The organism is Pedobacter sp. BS3 (assembly GCF_008274585.1).
In the GTDB taxonomy this organism is placed as follows: Bacteria; Bacteroidota; Bacteroidia; order Sphingobacteriales; family Sphingobacteriaceae; genus Hufsiella_A.
This window is the reverse complement of sequence record NZ_VTRT01000013.1, coordinates 1-15,503: the sequence shown is the minus strand read 5'-3', so window position 1 is coordinate 15,503 and position 15,503 is coordinate 1. Positions and strand designations below refer to the sequence as shown.

The following is a 15,503-nucleotide window of genomic DNA, read 5'->3' as shown; positions in this document are numbered from 1 at the left end:
ATTCTTATTTTACCTTAATTAATATAATCGTTCCTTATGAAAAAATTGTTTTTAATAACCTTTGCCGGAATGCCGCCAACAACAGTGTTTGCAGGTACATCTTTTGAAACAACGGCTCCTGCAGCCACTACGGCATTTTCGCCGATGGTTACACCAGGCAGAATGGTAACACCCGCACCAATCCAGGCATTGCGTTTGATCAGGATAGGCTTACACAGCATCGATCTCCGGTCGGCCGGATCCAGAGGATGGTTCTCCGTAATGAGGTTGACTTTCGGACCGATCATGACCTGGTCTTCTATGGTGATACCACCCATATCCAGGAAAGAACAGGCATGATTGATAAAAACCTGTTTACCGATTTTTATAAAGCGACCAAAATTGGTATAGAATGGTGCGAATATAGTAGTACTTTCATCCAGCGAAGTACCGATGATCTCACTTAATCTTTGCCGTATTTCAGCCGTACTTGTTGCAGCATTGAGTGCCGGAGACAAAGATAGCGTACGGTTCACCACCTCGTTTACCTTGAGAAACTCAGGGTCATCCAATGGAACGGTCTTGCCGCCTTTCAATCTTTCAAAAATACCTTTCATCATGCAAAGGTCGGATATCCAGGGCTTCTGCTGTTTATAATTTTCAAACCAATGATTAAGAAAATCAAACTTCGGCAACACGAAGCGACATTGGATTGGTACCTGTAAGGCGTTTAAAATAGTTATTGAAATAGCTTGGATATTCAAAGCCGAGGGCATAAGCAATTTCGGCGATATTCCAATCGGTATGTTGTAACAATGCTTTGGCCTCGCTGATGATCCGTTCAGCAATATGGGCAGTTGTCGGCTTTCCGGTAACTTCTTTCACCGCCCGGTTCAGGTAGTTGACATGAAGGGCAAGGTGTTGCGCATAATCCTGCGCTGTTTTGAGCTGCAAAGGTTTATCAGGACTTTCAATGGGAAACTGCCGCTCCAGTAACTCAAAGAAAACAGCGGTAATACGGGAAGCCGCGTTTTTATGCTGATCGTAATTTTCAGAGGGCTGAAGCTTCATGGCTTCATGAATGATCAGGCTGATATAATTGCGGATCAGGTCATCCTTGTGAACATAATCACTCTGCTGCTCTTCGATCATTTTCCGGAATATGCCATTCAGAAAAATGCGTTGCTGCTCGGTGATGGTTAAGATTGGAGTTCCCCCTACCCTGAAAAAAGGCGGCTGCTGCAAGATGGCTGCTCGTTCAGAAGTGTTTAAAAATCCTTCCGAAAAAAGACAAGTATAGCCTGCATAAGCTGAGGAGATCGTCTCCCATGAATATGGAATATGCGGGTTACCGAAAAACAGAACCGTACCTTCAGCTTCAAAGCTACGGTCGGCATAGTGAATGACGCTCTTGCCGGTCGTCAGGCAGATCTTATAAAAATCCTTCCGGCTGTAAAAGCGCACCGCCGGGCTGTCGCTTTCAATCTCAAATACATTGAAACCTTTCAGCTTGAGTTCATTGTTGAATGCAGACACCGGACGCACTTGCTTATCCATAAAACAAAATTAAGAAAATCAATCATTTTAATTCAACTTTACAGTTGAGCGTCCCTATTGTCAATCGTACTTAATTTACCGTTCAGACATTCAATTTTCTAGGATGCCGTGCAGGAATATTGAACTATGCTGCTTTTGCAGAGTTTCTGACATTAAGTCTCTTAATAAAAACGGGCAGCAAAAGTCCCTGGCCTAATATGGTAATTAGCACCACCATCGTTGATATAAAAATAATAGCATTGCGCATCGGGAAATCTGCACCGCTTTCTAATGTTACCGGTAAACCTACCGCAATAGCCAGCGACACAATGCCCCGCATACCGGATAAGCCAATGATCAGACTTTCTTTCACCGTTAAGAGCACCGACTTATACACTCTTCTTCGTGCCGGTATCTGATGAGCACGCTGCTGCACACGTTCTACGCTTTTCCGTTCCCTGAAAACCATCAGCATACGGATAAGCAACGCAACAATTGAGATGAGCAACGCATACCCCATATATGGCAGCAAAAGGCTACTGTCTATTGACCTGATGACCATAGGCAGCTCTAAACCAATAATGATAAAGATTAGTCCGTTTAACAGGAAGACGATCATACTCCAGATAGTATGCGATTGCTGGCGCAAATGCTCCGGAAATTTGGCGGCGCTTAATCTCGATACCGCAAGACCTAATACCACCACCGCGATAATGCCGGAAAAATGAAATTCTTCGGCTACCAGATAAGTAACAAACGGAGCCAGCAAGGTATAGCTCAGAACGGCCAAGCTGTTTTTCCGGACAAAGCGTAACAGGATGCCTAACAGCTTGCCCATCAGCAGGCCGGTAAGTGCTCCCCCGGCCATCAGGATCGCAAAACTCAATGCTGCTTTCCACCAGACGAAAGTGATGCCGGTAACAGCAGCTACGGCAAAACGATAGGCTACCAATGCAGAGGCATCGTTGATCAGGCTTTCGCCTTCCAGCACGGTAACAGTATTATGCGTAAGACCAAGATTTTTGGTGATACCAATGGCCGCCACAGCGTCGGTGGCTGCAAGTATGGCGCCCAGTACAAAAGCAACCGGCCAGGTCATACCCGGAATAGTGTACCGGGCAATAACGGCTATGCCGGCCGTAGTGAGAAACACCAGCCCGATGGCTAAAGCGCTGATAGTGCCAAAATTGGTTTTAAAATGTGGTTGTGAGATGTTAAAGGCCGCATCGTACAGCAATGGCGGCAGAAACAGCAGGAAAATAATTTCAGGATCGATCTGTAAGGGCGGCATACCGGGCAAAAAGCCCATACCGATACCTGCACAGATAAGCAGTATAGGCGACGCAACTTTTATCTTGTCGGATATAGTGCTTAGCAACACCATAACACCGAGCAACAATAATATGATGGTGTAGTTTTCCATGAGGCTATGCCACTTAGATTAAATGCAAAATAGCAATGTTACACGCTGTATGCAATTTCTTATTACGGTGAAATTCAAGGAAATGTTGCTCTAATCACTATATAGAGGAAGTATCATTATCACGCTTTGATCACTTCGGCCCTAAACAAAAAAGGCCGCCTGTTGGCAGCCTTTTTTATTACAGATTTGTTGTTTCCGTTTTTTTCTCTTCTGGTTTTGGCGGACGCGGAATTAACGCTTTACGCGATAATTTCAGCTTGCCCTGCTTATCAATATCCAGCAATTTCACACGAACTTCATCGCCTACATTGAAAATGCCATCCATTGATTCGTACCGTTTCCAGTCAATCTCCGAAATATGGAGTAAGCCATCTTTACCAGGCATAATTTCAACAAATGCACCGAAAGGCATAATTGATTTCACTTTACCTTCATAGATCTCGCCCACTTCCGGTTTTGCGGCTATAGCCCGTACACGCGACAGCGCTTTATCAATGGCTTCCTTATTATCAGCAAATATCTGAACAATGCCCTGGTTATCTTTTTCTTCGATAGCGATGGTAGCGCCGGATTCCCGCTGTATCTCCTGGATAATTTTACCACCCGGCCCGATAACCGCACCGATAAACTCTTTATCGATTTTAAGCGTAATGATACGTGGCGCATGCGGCTTGTAGTCTTCACGCGGAGCCGAAATGGTTTTCTTCATCTCGTTCAGGATATGCAAACGGGCTTCTTTAGCCTGCTCTAAGGCAGCGGTAAGCACTTCCCAACGCAAACCGTTAATTTTAAGGTCCATCTGGCAGGCAACAATACCTTTCTCTGTTCCGGTAACCTTAAAATCCATATCACCTAAGTGATCTTCATCTCCCAGGATGTCGCTCAGAATGGCATATTTACCGGTTTTCTCATCGGTTATTAAACCCATGGCAATACCGGATACAGGTGCTTTGATCTTTACACCGGCATCCATCAGCGCCAGCGTACCGGCGCAAACTGTTGCCATTGATGAGGAACCGTTAGATTCCAGGATATCAGATACTACCCGGATAGTATACGGATTCTCATCATCCGGTGGCAGAACTTTTTTCAACGAACGCATAGCCAGGTTACCGTGACCAATTTCACGACGGCCAGGGCCCCTGTTCGGACGAACTTCTCCGGTTGAAAATCCCGGGAAATTATAGTGTAACAGGAAACGGTTATAACCGTTAATGAATGCACCGTCAATCAGTTGCTCATCCATTTTAGCGCCCAGCGTAACCGAGGTTAACGATTGGGTCTCGCCACGGGTAAATATCGACGAACCGTGTGCGGCAGGCAGATAACCTACTTCGCTCCAGATGGGGCGTACCGTACGTACATCGCGGCCATCTAAGCGGATGCCTTCGTTCAGCACCAGGTTACGAACCGCATCGTATTGCACATCGTGGAAATATTTTTTGGCCAGAAATACGGTTGTATCATCTGCTTCTTCGCCTAACGAAGCAATAAACGCTTCCTCAATTTCGGCAAATTTCTCAGAACGCTCATGCTTGGATGAACCGGATCTGGCAATAGCATATACCTTATCGTATGTATCGGCGAAAGCCTTCTCACGAAGCTCAGGATTACTATCTTCATGGCAATATTCCCGTTTAACGGTTTTTCCAGCCATTTCAGACAGCTCTTTTTGTACCTGTACCTGTACTTTAATTGCTTTGTGGGCAAACTCAATAGCCTCCACCATTTCGGTTTCAGAAATTTCGCTTGCCTCGCCTTCAACCATCACAATATCATTCTCAGAGCCGGCTACAATAAATTCCAGCGTAGCTCTTTCCAGGTCGCTCATTAGCGGGTTTATCACCAGCTTTCCGTCAATTTTAGCTACACGAACCTCGGAAATAGGCCCGTTGAACGGGATATCTGAAACGGCCAATGCCGCCGAAGCTGCTAAGCCGGCAAGCGCATCGGGCATAATATTTTTATCGGCAGAGATCAGGGTAACCATTACCTGTGTGTCTGCATGATAATCGTCCGGGAACATCGGGCGCAAGGCACGGTCTACCAAACGTGAGATCAATACTTCGTAATCTGATAATTTTGCTTCGCGACGGAGAAAGCCTCCCGGGATACGGCCTGTAGCCGCATATTTTTCCTGGTAATCTACCGATAAGGGCAGAAAATCAACGCCCTCTTTAGCTGTTTTTGACGAAACCACTGTGGCAAGCAGCATAGTATCGCCCATTTTCACTACAACCGATCCATCGGCCTGTTTGGCCAGCTTACCGGTCTCAATCTCGATCATACGGCCATCGCCCAGATCGAATGTTTTTTTAATTGTGTTATAACTCATGTTGTTTAAGTAGTGTATTTTTCCTCTTTTGAATACACCGTTTTTATATGATAATTTTTGTTTGTTTTGCAGCTAAGATAAAATTCTTTCGGGTGAATTTTGCTAAAACAGCGTAAAGAATTTTATCATTTTTTCACCAGGTTTTGAAGCCGGCATTTACTGATGAAAAAACAAAAAGCCATCCCCGCTGAGATGGCTTTTTTGTGCCCGGCCAGATCTATTTAATAATATCTCTTAGCTGCAGGGCTTTGATAATAGCACGATATCTTTCAATATCCTTTTTGTAGAGATATGCCAGTATTGCACGGCGTTTACCTACTAATTTTTGCAGTGCAAGCTGGGTAGAAAAATCTTTTTTGTTTGCTTTCAAATGCTCGGTTAAATGAGCAATACGTGTAGTAAACAACGCTACCTGACCTTCAGCGGAACCTGTATCGGTTGCCCCTTTTCCATACTTTGCAAAAATATCTGCTTTTGCTTCTTTACTTAAATACATTACCTGAATAATATTAAAGCGGTTAAAAATGAATTAATTGCCCGCAAAGGTACGCATTGTTAAGTCAAAAATCAAAAGTAAAAAGTAAAAATGCCAGCGCCTGCCCGGTCACCAGGCTGAAATACTAAATGGTTATATTGTTGTTCGTTATTCGTCCTTCGTTGTTAGGCCTCACCCCCAACCCTCCGCCGGCTGGCGGAGAGGGAGTAGTTTCTGCTCCTTGTCTTGTCTCTTGTTTGGCCCACCCCGACCCTCCCAAAGGGAGGGAGAAAGCTTCCGGTCTTTTCTGACCTTCCCGACTTCCGGACTATAAGCCATGAACCATAAGCCATTAGCTACCCTTATGCCTTAAACCTTCTGCCTTCTAACCTTCCACCTTTCTCGCTTCCGGTCTTTTCTGACCTTCCCGACTTCCGGACTATAAGCTATGAACTATGAACCATAAGCTATGAACCATAAGCCCACTTACAACTTCCCCGTAATATTTTCATAAAGCCGGAGATTAACGCTACCCGCCCAATAAAATCATTACCGATATTAAAAGAAAGTGTTGAGCGAACGGCAAACAGGTTTATTTTTTTATTGAAAAGCAAAACTATTGCCGCTTAGTTTCCGGTAGCCCGGCTGTCCGCTCATACGCCTGCGAGGCATTACGCACAAGGCCGGTATCCGCTTCCATCGCGGTTTAGATGGGTCGGGGCAGTGCTGCTATTAACTTACGAATAGGGGCTGACCAAAAAAGCTCTCGTCATCCTATGTTTGTAGGAGTTGAATGATTAGGAGTAAAATAGTAGATTTATTGGAGAAGAAAAAGGGTAAAGAGAAAAGATTAAGCCCCACTCTGGCGCAAGGTTAAGCGGCGACCCGTACAAGGCTTACCTTGTGCCATCCTGATAAAGCATTAAGCTTCATCTGGCTCAAATTTCAACAAAGCATAGTGACTGACATAAATAAGCCGGTATTTATTTCCTTATCCGGGCAGCATTAGGCTGGATAACGGTAAACGAACCGTTCAATTGCTCATGATATTGAGAGATAGCCGGGCAAACCATCTTAGAACGTTCCAAAGTATTCAATCCCTTCATCGGCTAAGAACTTCATACCGCAACCGGATAAATCTTTTCTCCTTTTAACGCATCAGCGGCAAAAGACAAGGCTGCTAAAACGGCATCCCTGGACAACCTGGGATAGGCTTCCAACAAATTTTCAATAGATTTACCCTCCGAAAGTGATTCTAAAATCATTTCTACGGCAATGCGTGTACCTCTTTTACAACGGGCTTACCCATCATAATCTGTGGATTGACTTCGATATAAACATGCGTATCCATGATTGCTGGCCTTTATTCAAAAATAATATTTTTCTTTCTAAAGTCCGAAATACTTACGATTTTGCTCATGCTATCTGGAACTTTAGAACATGTTTAATTTGACCAGTTTCAAATAATTCTGTCACAAAAAAAAGTTTACGCTGTATATCATTAAACCAAATAAGTTAATATAGGCAATAGATGAGAAAAATCATTTTATCATTAGCAATGAGCTTAGACGGGTATATTGCTAAACCAAACGGAGATGTAGAGTGGTTAAAAAGTGTGCCCAACCCTGACAAGACCGACCACGGATTCAGCGAATTTTACAAGAAAATTGATACAACCATCATGGGGAACAGTACCTACAAAGAAATTTTGGGGTTCGGTATCCCATTTCCTTTCCCCGATAAAGAGAACTATGTTATAAGCAGAACAAATCATGCTGACACAGAATTTGTACAGTTCACGTCCGACATTTCTAATCTGGTAAGAAACTTAAAAGCAAAAGGCGGAAAAGATATTTGGTTGATTGGCGGCGGACAGATCAATACTGAGTTTTTAAACAAAGGGCTTGTAGACGAACTCCTGATACGGATTGTACCGATTGTAATTGGAGAAGGGTTACCATTATTTGCAAACAAACCTGATGAAACGATTTTTAAACTGATAAAAACTGAAACTTTTAGTACAGGGACAATCCAGCTAACTTATCAACCCATAAAGAAATAAACATTCTGCCTGGCTTAGATTTCAGCGAGACTAAGCTGGCATAAATAAGCCTTAGAAGGCCCACTCTTGGCGTAAGGTTAAACCGTACAGAGTTTACCTTATGCCATCATGGTAAAGCCTAAAGCTCCTTTCCTACTTAATTTTCTCATAAATATAAAGCTCATGAATTTCTTGCGTGTAGCCTTCATCGGTAAAAGGCCCCTGCGACATGCCAAGAAGAATTTGTGTGCCGCGATTGTTTAAAACAACAAGGTCATCATTCGCCGGGTCGATAGAAAGGCCCTCTATCTCCCCTGCACGCCGAAAGTCGGACATTTCACGGAACAGCGTCAAACGCCCCGCCATAGCTCCGGCAGCAACCTTGCCAGGTGTTTTTACCGGTTTATTATCAACCACAGAAAATTGTTCGCCGTCCTTTAAACCCGTAAATGGAACTGCAGAGATATCAGCAATATAAATATTATCGGCAATCTGGTACGTAGCTTCGCCATCGTCGGCGGTAAACAGCATCTTTCCATCTGCAATGAATATACCCTGGCACCAGTAAGGTGCAGGCCGGCATTGCATCTTAGTGTAATACTTGCCGGTTTCAAGACTGTAGCAATACACATAGCGACTATCTACCCAGTCAGACATCCAAACCATATTCTTTTCACGGTCAATAGCAATGCCCGAAACTTCAACCTGCCCCGAAGCCGGTTCCCAATTCATATCGCGTTTCCACTTTAAAGTCTTCGTATCATAAACCGAAACCGCTATATTCTGCCCGCGTCCATACTCAAATTTCTCAATGCCGCAATATAGTTCACCGTTAAAAATATCTATATCCCCAAAATGATTCGCGATTTCCGGATGTTGGAACGGTTGAAGATTCTTCATGACAACATTACCTGCCTTATCGTATTTATAAAGCGCCTTCGTGTCCGATACATAATAATAGTCCTTATCAATGGCAATTCCCTGGCGCCCCGATACGGGTATCACTTTCTTTAACCGGTACGCTGTACCAATATGTTGTGCGCTTGCCGCTATTCCGATGAATACCCCGGCAAGTAATAAAAATATTTTTCTCATGGCATTTAAAGATAGGTAAACAATTTAATTCTTAGAAGCTCGATTAAACGAAGCTCCAGCTTCATTTATTGATAAGTCTCTAACTCCGGACAACTATCGCTGTCCTTTGTCTGGTTTATATGACAAAGCCCCGCTTCGCTCGCTTTCAAGCTTCCCGAACAAACATTCTTATTAAAAACAAAACATTGTTTCACTAAAGTGAAACTTGCGTATCTTTGCAGTGTGAATGAAAATCGGAAATACAGAACCATTATCTTTTACAAGGATTACTTCCAAACTTTTTTTGAGAAACAGAACAGGAAAGTAAAAGCGAAGATTGTTTGGACATTTGACCTGGTAGAAGATTTAAAAAGAGTCCCTGAAACTTATCTCAAGCATATTAAGAATACAGCCGGGCTTTACGAAATAAGAGTTCAGTCAGGGAGCGATATTTTTCGCATTTTCTGTTTTTTCGACGAAGGAAAATTAGTCGTATTGGCAAACGGATTTCATAAGAAGACACAAAAAACACCTAAAAAAGAGATTGAGTTGGCGCTCAAAATAAAAGAAGAATATGAAAACGAAAAATAAAAATGTGATGACTCTTGAGGAGTTTAAAGAAAAGAACTACGGCAAACGCGGAACAAAAAAGCGGGACGAACTGGAAGCGGGTTATGAAAACTTCAAAATAGGAGTTTTATTGCACCAGGCCAGACTTGAAAAAGGATTAACGCAAGAAGAACTGGCTGCAAAAGTAGGCACAACCAAATCTTACATTTCAAAAATTGAGAATAACATTAAAGAAGCTCGAATTTCAACACTACAAAAGATAGTTGAACTTGGATTTGGCGGGCATTTAGAACTCTCAATCAAACTGTAAAAAGAAAACCCATACTATCTTAACTTTACACCTTTATAATCCCTATGCGAGTTTATCTGGATAATGCAGCCACCACACCCATTGATAAGGAAGTGCTTTCCGAAATGTACCAGGTTATGGAACAACATTTCGGTAATCCGTCATCCATACATGCGCACGGGCGTGAGGTGCGTACCATTATAGAAAAAGCCCGCAAAGCCATCGCCGGACTATTGGGTGTATCACCGGCAGAAATATTTTTCACGTCCGGCGGCACAGAAGCCGATAACATGGCCATCCGTTGTGGTATACACGATTACGGTATCAAACATGCCATTACCTCTCAACTAGAGCATCATGCCGTACTGCATACCCTTCAGGCGCTCGAAAAAGAAAACAGCATCCGCTTAAGCTACGTAGAAACCGACGATAAAGGCAATATCAGCCTGCAGCACCTGGAACAATTACTACAGCAAAACGAACGCAGCTTTGTATCGCTGATGCATGCCAATAACGAAATAGGCACCCTAACCGATATTGAAAAAGTAGGCGAGTTGTGCAAAACCTATAACAGCCTGTTTCATTGCGATACCGTGCAAACTATGGGACATTACCGCTTTGACCTGAGCAAGCTAAACGTACATTTTGTAACCTGTTCAGCGCACAAAATCCACGGGCCCAAAGGAGCCGGCTTTTTATACATCAACCACAACATAAAAATACAGCCCTTCATAACCGGTGGCGCACAGGAACGAAACATGCGTGGTGGAACCGAGAACGTTTACGGCATAGCAGGTCTTGCCAAAGCGCTCACATTAGCTTATGCCAACCTGGATAACCACAGAAACTACATCCAGGGAATCAAAACCTATATGATGCAGCAACTGCAACAAGCCGTACCCGGAATCACGTTTAACGGCGAAACATCGCCCGGTAAAAGTTTGTACACCATTTTAAACGTACTCTTTCCCGAAACCGAAATGGCCGATATGCTACTGTTCAGCCTGGATATAGCCGGAATTTCCGCTTCGGGAGGCAGCGCATGCAGTTCCGGCAGCAACATTGGCTCGCACGTGCTCACTGCAATCGGCGCCGATCCCAATCGCCCGGCAGTACGTTTCTCCTTCAGCAAATACACCACCCGTGAAGAAATAGACTATGCCATCAATTGCATTAAAGAACTATTTAACCCTCAGAAATAGCATTAAGAAATTTTGAAAAGCAAGGTCAGTGTGGCTTTGGCAAAAATAGTCCTGCTTTCCGTTCATACGCCTGCTGCCCGGCCCGATACCTCGCGGGGCATTACGCACCGGGCCGGTATACACTTCAATCAGGTTTAAATAAGTCAGGGCAATCCTTCGTTGGTTAGTATGTTGGTTGTTTGGTTTGTTGGTTGTTTCGTTGTTAGTTGTTAGTTGTTAGTCCTTCGTTGTTTGCATTACGCCCTAAACCTTACTCCTTTTACCTTCCAGCCTTCCACCTTCCATCTTTTAACAATTTCCCCAAAACAATTACTACCCGCTCACTTGTTATTATCAATAAATAAACCTATGGAAACTATCAAAGAAACCGAATGGGCTGATGATTCAAGGAATTATTCACCCTATGATGTGGGGCCAGAACACCCGGGACCAGAGGATATTCCGGATCCTGATGATGACGAAGACTGGGATGAAAATGAAGATACCGGTAACCCGGATACTGACAACGATGAAGATTGGGACGAGAATGAAGATTCTAACGAAAAAATACACATCGATCATACAAATAGTCCGCCAATAGACCCGGACTTTGCCAGTCGCCCAACCGGACGTACCCATGAACCTTTGGGCCCGGGGCACGAACCCGGAATATAATACTCATTTTCAATACATTACAAAAAGGCTTCGCTGAAAAATATTTTTTCAGCGAAGCCTTTTTTATTCAAATAAAATAGTAATTTAATCCCTTATATTAATGATAATAAATTTATGAAAAGATTATTTTTAACAGCAATTATTGCGTTATTTCTGGGTGTAGCGTCACATGCTCAGGAGAAAAAGGCCACGTTTTCATGGAACAAAGAAACAATGGAACAATTAGGTCTTTCGGCAGATCAGCAGCAAAAAATTACAGAGATCAGGAAAAAGGCCAGTGCCGACCGGAAAGCCCTCACTGCAGACACCACGTTAAGTGATGAGGATAAAAAGGCAAAAGCTAAACAGATGTCAAAAGAAACTAATGACGCTATTTCAGCAGTGCTTACTCCTGAACAAAACGAAAAAGTAAAAGAAATGAAAAAAGCCATTAAAGAACAAAACGCCGCAAAGCAATAATCAGAAAGAACAATAAACAAAAGAGGTTGTCTCAAAAGTCCCCTATGGTCATCCTGAGCCTGTCGAAGGATTGGTTCATTATGGCTACAGGCGCTTCCCCCGAGAATTCGGGGGAAGCGTGACTGTAAATAGATGGTTTTACTGACTTTTGAGACAACCCCTTCTTTTTGCAGGTATATTTTTGTTATCTACTCTACCATCCGCAAAAACGCCGATAGCTTGGATTTTAAATGTCTTCTGTCTACAATGAAATCGAGAAAACCATGTTCCAATACAAATTCTGCAGTTTGAAATCCTTTAGGAAGTTCTTTCTTAATCGTTTCTTTAATAACCCGTGGGCCGGCAAAGCCAATTAACGCTCCCGGTTCAGCAATATTAATATCACCAAGCATTGCGTACGAAGCTGTAACGCCACCGGTTGTAGGATCCGTTAGCAACGAAACGTAGGGAATGCCGGCCTTGCTCAATAAAGCCAGCTTTGCCGATGTTTTAGCCATCTGCATCAATGAAAAAGCAGCTTCCATCATACGGGCTCCGCCTGATTTTGATATCATCAGAAAAGGCAATTTCTTTTTTATACAGTGATCTATAGATCGGGCTATCTTCTCGCCCACTACAGAACCCATAGAACCACCGATAAAGCTAAAGTCCATACAGGCAATTACCATATCAATCCCGTTAACTTTACCCTGAGCTGCCCGAATGGCATCGTTAAGACCGGTTTTTTTATAGCTATCCTCCAGGCGCTCGGTGTACTTTTTAGTATCCTCAAAGTGCAAAGGATCGCCCGATTTCAGGTTCCCAAACAACTCTGTAAACTCATTATTATCAAATAATATAGAAAAATACTCTTTTGATCCGATACGCAAGTGATAGTTACAATAATGGCAAACGTACTTATTCTCAACTTGTTCTGTGTAATGCAGCGGCTTCTTACAATTAGGGCACTTATTCCAAAGGCCATCCGGAGCTTCTTTTTTCTCTTCGGTAGTTGTAATTATTCCTTTTTTCTCTCTTTTAAACCAAGCCATGTAGTAGGATTATCGGTACAAATAAACAAAAAATTTAAAAAATAGATTGCCTAAACATTAAACCATTCCCGGCAGCCGTTAAAAACTGCACCTTAATGATACTCAGGTCATTTAAAATTCCTATTTTCGGGCACGCAAATAAAGTCAAACTTAAACTATGGATCTTAAAAATTATAAAGGCGTTTTATACGGCGATTTGGTACAACAATTATTTGAAGAAGCTAAAAAGCATCAGTTTGCCTTACCGGCAGTAAACGTTATTGGCACCAACTCGATCAATGCTGTAATGGAAACAGCCAAAGCGGTAAACTCTCCGGTTATTATTCAACTATCAAACGGCGGAGCCCAGTTTTATGCAGGAAAATCACTGAACAACGATAATTTACAGGCATGCGTATTAGGCGCAGTTTCTGCAGCAAAGCACGTACATTTGTTAGCCGAAAAATACGGAGTTGCAGTTATTCTTCATACCGACCACGCTGCCAAAAAATTATTACCCTGGATAGACGGATTGCTTACCTATGGTGAAGAGTTTTACAAACAGCATGGCAAGCCGTTATTTTCTTCGCACATGCTCGACCTTTCAGAGGAGCCGCTGGAAGAGAACATTGAGATCAGCAAAAAATACCTGGAGCGCATGAAGGCCATGCAAATGACCATCGAAGTAGAGCTTGGCGTAACCGGCGGTGAAGAAGACGGTGTGGATAATTCAGATGTTGACAGCTCAAGATTATACACCCAGCCAGCAGAAGTAGAATATACCTATAAGGAACTGAAAAGTGTTAGCGAGCGCTTTACTATAGCTGCAGCATTCGGCAATGTTCACGGCGTATACAAACCAGGAAACGTAAAATTACAACCTGTAATTCTTAAAAATTCGCAGGATTTCGTAAAACAGCAACATAACCTGTTTACCGAAAAGCCGATTAATTTCGTATTTCATGGTGGCTCAGGCTCGTCAAAAGAAGAAATACGCGAAGCCATTTCTTACGGAGCTATAAAAATGAATATCGATACCGATATGCAATGGGCATTCTGGGAAGGCGTATTAGATTACTACAAATCTAAGGAAGCTTACCTGCAAGGCCAGATCGGTAATCCCGAAGGTGAAGATTCACCAAATAAAAAATATTACGATCCCCGTGTGTGGTTGCGTAAAGGTGAAGAAGCTTTTGTAAAACGATTAAAACAAGCATTTGAAGACCTCAACTGCTTAAATGTAAATGATAAACTGTAATTAAGTTATTTACTCTTTTTTAGAACCACCGATGTTTTATCGGTGGTTTTTTTATGTATATATACTGAAGATTTGGCACATCAGGAACGAAAATCTTGATAGTCAGCCCATCAAACTTCATAGTTAAATATATATTGCATGGATAATCCAAAGCACAGCAAAGTAAAAAAAAGCTTTTTTGAACGCTTTGCTAACGCAGCCACAACCTTCACAGGAAGTTCTTATGCCTTTATTTCAGCCGTATTTATTGTTGTTTTATGGGCAGTATCAGGCCCATTCTTCGATTACTCGGAAACATGGCAACTGGTAATCAATACAGGTACCACCATTGTTACCTTTTTAATGGTATTTCTTATTCAGAAAACTCAGAACAAAGATTCAAAAGCTATACAGCTCAAACTTAATGAGCTGATAGCAGCACAGGAAGGTTCAAGCAATCGAATGGTCGATATAGAAGATCTTACAGAAGAAGAACTGGATCATCTTCATAAATTCTATGCACATCTGGCGCAGGTAGCAAAAAAGGAACGTGATATTACCTGCTCCCATTCTATTGATGCTAAAGAAATTAAAAATGAATTAAAGACTGAAGAGAAGGAATTAGAAGCCATTGATAAGAACATAAAACATGCTAAATCATCAGCTCGAGGTCAAAAAAACAACCGATCCGGAAATGCTAAAAAAAGTATTTGATATCCGGAGAACTGTTTTCATTGAAGAACAGCATTGTCCACCGGAAATGGAGTGGGAGTACGATGAAGAATCTACTCATTTTCTGGCATTTGTTAACGGCAATGCAGCCGGAACAGCCCGTTGGCGTAAGACAGAACAGGGGATCAAATTAGAACGTTTCGCTGTGTTAAAAGACTACAGAGGGATAGGCGTAGGAAGTGCACTGGTAGAAAACGTTTTGGCCGATATCCGGCCGGCACCAGGAGATCAGGTTTGCCTTCATGCACAAATAATGGCAATACCGCTGTATGAAAGATTTGGATTTGTAAAGGAAAACAATCCGTTTGAAGAAGCAGGTATACTGCATTATAAGATGGTATTACATCGCTAAATATCTCTAAAAATTAAAAACTTCCTTAAATACAAAACGCCCGGTAATAGTCATTACCAGGCGTTCAAAAAAAGGGGTGGCACCGACCTACTCTCCCACCTGTTACGGCAGTACCATCGGCTCTGGCGGGCTTAA

The 15,503-nt window shown here is 42.7% G+C and carries 18 protein-coding genes; 10 read left to right on the top strand and 8 right to left on the bottom strand.

The features are described 5' to 3' along the window. Positions 1–14: 14 nt before the first annotated feature. From FW774_RS19870 to FW774_RS19845, 6 genes are all read right to left on the bottom strand, one after another. Positions 15–599, bottom strand: a complete 585-nt coding sequence (locus tag FW774_RS19870; protein ID WP_317132772.1) for a DapH/DapD/GlmU-related protein — start codon at positions 597–599, stop codon at positions 15–17. Positions 600–660: 61 nt separating this feature from the next. Further along, a complete protein-coding gene (locus tag FW774_RS19865; RefSeq protein ID WP_149350229.1) occupies positions 661–1,536 on the bottom strand; it encodes a helix-turn-helix domain-containing protein in 876 nt (291 codons plus the stop codon). Positions 1,537–1,660: 124 nt separating this feature from the next. Continuing rightward, entirely contained in the window at positions 1,661–2,938 is a 1,278-nt protein-coding gene (locus FW774_RS19860) for a Na+/H+ antiporter (protein ID WP_149350227.1), read from the bottom strand. A 178-nt stretch (positions 2,939–3,116) separates the two neighbouring features. After that, positions 3,117–5,273 (bottom strand): polyribonucleotide nucleotidyltransferase, encoded by a 2,157-nt coding sequence (gene pnp / locus FW774_RS19855; RefSeq protein ID WP_149350226.1) that lies wholly within the window; start codon positions 5,271–5,273, stop codon positions 3,117–3,119. A gap of 217 nt (positions 5,274–5,490) precedes the next feature. Then, positions 5,491–5,769 (bottom strand): 30S ribosomal protein S15, encoded by a 279-nt coding sequence (rpsO, locus tag FW774_RS19850; RefSeq protein WP_149350224.1) that lies wholly within the window; start codon positions 5,767–5,769, stop codon positions 5,491–5,493. 1,097 nt (positions 5,770–6,866) lie between these two features. Further along, on the bottom strand, positions 6,867–7,025 hold the full coding sequence (locus FW774_RS19845; protein WP_262714452.1) for a DUF433 domain-containing protein: 159 nt from the start codon (positions 7,023–7,025) through the stop codon (positions 6,867–6,869). Positions 7,026–7,279: 254 nt separating this feature from the next. On the opposite strand from FW774_RS19845, the gene FW774_RS19840 reads away from it, so the two are divergent. Then, positions 7,280–7,810, top strand: coding sequence for a dihydrofolate reductase family protein (locus FW774_RS19840; protein WP_149350223.1), 531 nt, complete (start codon positions 7,280–7,282; stop codon positions 7,808–7,810). A gap of 132 nt (positions 7,811–7,942) precedes the next feature. Here the strand turns inward: FW774_RS19840 and FW774_RS19835 are convergent, their stop codons facing one another. Continuing rightward, positions 7,943–8,884: a hypothetical protein gene (locus FW774_RS19835; protein WP_149350218.1), complete on the bottom strand. Its 942-nt coding sequence runs from the start codon at positions 8,882–8,884 to the stop codon at positions 7,943–7,945. A gap of 222 nt (positions 8,885–9,106) precedes the next feature. Here FW774_RS19835 and FW774_RS19830 point away from each other — a divergent pair, with 222 nt between their 5' ends. The 6 genes from FW774_RS19830 to FW774_RS19810 all read left to right on the top strand — a co-directional run bounded on the left by FW774_RS19830 (position 9,107) and on the right by FW774_RS19810 (position 12,037). Further along, positions 9,107–9,454 carry a type II toxin-antitoxin system RelE/ParE family toxin gene (locus FW774_RS19830; protein WP_149350217.1) on the top strand — a complete coding sequence of 116 codons (348 nt, stop codon included), beginning with the start codon at positions 9,107–9,109 and terminating at the stop codon, positions 9,452–9,454. Next, on the top strand, positions 9,438–9,743 hold the full coding sequence (locus FW774_RS19825; RefSeq protein ID WP_149350215.1) for a helix-turn-helix domain-containing protein: 306 nt from the start codon (positions 9,438–9,440) through the stop codon (positions 9,741–9,743). The genes FW774_RS19830 and FW774_RS19825 overlap by 17 nt, the downstream gene beginning before the upstream one ends. A gap of 44 nt (positions 9,744–9,787) precedes the next feature. Further along, on the top strand, positions 9,788–10,924 hold the full coding sequence (locus FW774_RS19820) for a cysteine desulfurase family protein (protein WP_149350213.1): 1,137 nt from the start codon (positions 9,788–9,790) through the stop codon (positions 10,922–10,924). A 12-nt stretch (positions 10,925–10,936) separates the two neighbouring features. Further along, positions 10,937–11,062 (top strand): hypothetical protein, encoded by a 126-nt coding sequence (locus FW774_RS20755; RefSeq protein WP_262714451.1) that lies wholly within the window; start codon positions 10,937–10,939, stop codon positions 11,060–11,062. Positions 11,063–11,272: 210 nt separating this feature from the next. Further along, positions 11,273–11,578 (top strand): hypothetical protein, encoded by a 306-nt coding sequence (locus tag FW774_RS19815; protein WP_149350211.1) that lies wholly within the window; start codon positions 11,273–11,275, stop codon positions 11,576–11,578. Positions 11,579–11,692: 114 nt separating this feature from the next. Beyond that, on the top strand, positions 11,693–12,037 hold the full coding sequence (locus FW774_RS19810) for a hypothetical protein (RefSeq protein WP_149350209.1): 345 nt from the start codon (positions 11,693–11,695) through the stop codon (positions 12,035–12,037). A gap of 188 nt (positions 12,038–12,225) precedes the next feature. Here the strand turns inward: FW774_RS19810 and accD are convergent, their stop codons facing one another. Further along, entirely contained in the window at positions 12,226–13,068 is an 843-nt protein-coding gene (gene accD, locus FW774_RS19805; protein ID WP_149350208.1) for an acetyl-CoA carboxylase, carboxyltransferase subunit beta, read from the bottom strand. 157 nt (positions 13,069–13,225) lie between these two features. On the opposite strand from accD, the gene fbaA reads away from it, so the two are divergent. From fbaA to FW774_RS19790, 3 genes are all read left to right on the top strand, one after another. After that, positions 13,226–14,305 carry a class II fructose-bisphosphate aldolase gene (gene fbaA / locus FW774_RS19800; RefSeq protein ID WP_149350206.1) on the top strand — a complete coding sequence of 360 codons (1,080 nt, stop codon included), beginning with the start codon at positions 13,226–13,228 and terminating at the stop codon, positions 14,303–14,305. Positions 14,306–14,443: 138 nt separating this feature from the next. After that, the gene (locus FW774_RS19795; RefSeq protein WP_149350204.1) at positions 14,444–14,998 is read left to right on the top strand and encodes a low affinity iron permease family protein; all 555 of its coding nucleotides are present in this window, start codon (positions 14,444–14,446) and stop codon (positions 14,996–14,998) included. Next, on the top strand, positions 14,979–15,368 hold the full coding sequence (locus tag FW774_RS19790) for a GNAT family N-acetyltransferase (protein WP_242457894.1): 390 nt from the start codon (positions 14,979–14,981) through the stop codon (positions 15,366–15,368). The genes FW774_RS19795 and FW774_RS19790 overlap by 20 nt, the downstream gene beginning before the upstream one ends. Positions 15,369–15,503: the final 135 nt, after the last annotated feature.

What these genes read in the sequence shown, in the direction of transcription:
- FW774_RS19870 (WP_317132772.1), bottom strand. Translation starts at nt 599, where the DNA reads ATGATGAAAGGTATTTTTGAAAGATTGAAAGGCGGCAAGACCGTTCCA.
- FW774_RS19865 (WP_149350229.1), bottom strand. Translation starts at nt 1,536, where the DNA reads ATGGATAAGCAAGTGCGTCCGGTGTCTGCATTCAACAATGAACTCAAG.
- FW774_RS19860 (WP_149350227.1), bottom strand. Translation starts at nt 2,938, where the DNA reads ATGGAAAACTACACCATCATATTATTGTTGCTCGGTGTTATGGTGTTG.
- pnp (WP_149350226.1), bottom strand. Translation starts at nt 5,273, where the DNA reads ATGAGTTATAACACAATTAAAAAAACATTCGATCTGGGCGATGGCCGT.
- rpsO (WP_149350224.1), bottom strand. Translation starts at nt 5,769, where the DNA reads ATGTATTTAAGTAAAGAAGCAAAAGCAGATATTTTTGCAAAGTATGGA.
- FW774_RS19840 (WP_149350223.1), top strand. Translation starts at nt 7,280, where the DNA reads ATGAGAAAAATCATTTTATCATTAGCAATGAGCTTAGACGGGTATATT.
- FW774_RS19835 (WP_149350218.1), bottom strand. Translation starts at nt 8,884, where the DNA reads ATGAGAAAAATATTTTTATTACTTGCCGGGGTATTCATCGGAATAGCG.
- FW774_RS19825 (WP_149350215.1), top strand. Translation starts at nt 9,438, where the DNA reads ATGAAAACGAAAAATAAAAATGTGATGACTCTTGAGGAGTTTAAAGAA.
- FW774_RS19820 (WP_149350213.1), top strand. Translation starts at nt 9,788, where the DNA reads ATGCGAGTTTATCTGGATAATGCAGCCACCACACCCATTGATAAGGAA.
- FW774_RS19815 (WP_149350211.1), top strand. Translation starts at nt 11,273, where the DNA reads ATGGAAACTATCAAAGAAACCGAATGGGCTGATGATTCAAGGAATTAT.
- FW774_RS19810 (WP_149350209.1), top strand. Translation starts at nt 11,693, where the DNA reads ATGAAAAGATTATTTTTAACAGCAATTATTGCGTTATTTCTGGGTGTA.
- accD (WP_149350208.1), bottom strand. Translation starts at nt 13,068, where the DNA reads ATGGCTTGGTTTAAAAGAGAGAAAAAAGGAATAATTACAACTACCGAA.
- fbaA (WP_149350206.1), top strand. Translation starts at nt 13,226, where the DNA reads ATGGATCTTAAAAATTATAAAGGCGTTTTATACGGCGATTTGGTACAA.
- FW774_RS19795 (WP_149350204.1), top strand. Translation starts at nt 14,444, where the DNA reads ATGGATAATCCAAAGCACAGCAAAGTAAAAAAAAGCTTTTTTGAACGC.
- FW774_RS19790 (WP_242457894.1), top strand. Translation starts at nt 14,979, where the DNA reads ATGCTAAAAAAAGTATTTGATATCCGGAGAACTGTTTTCATTGAAGAA.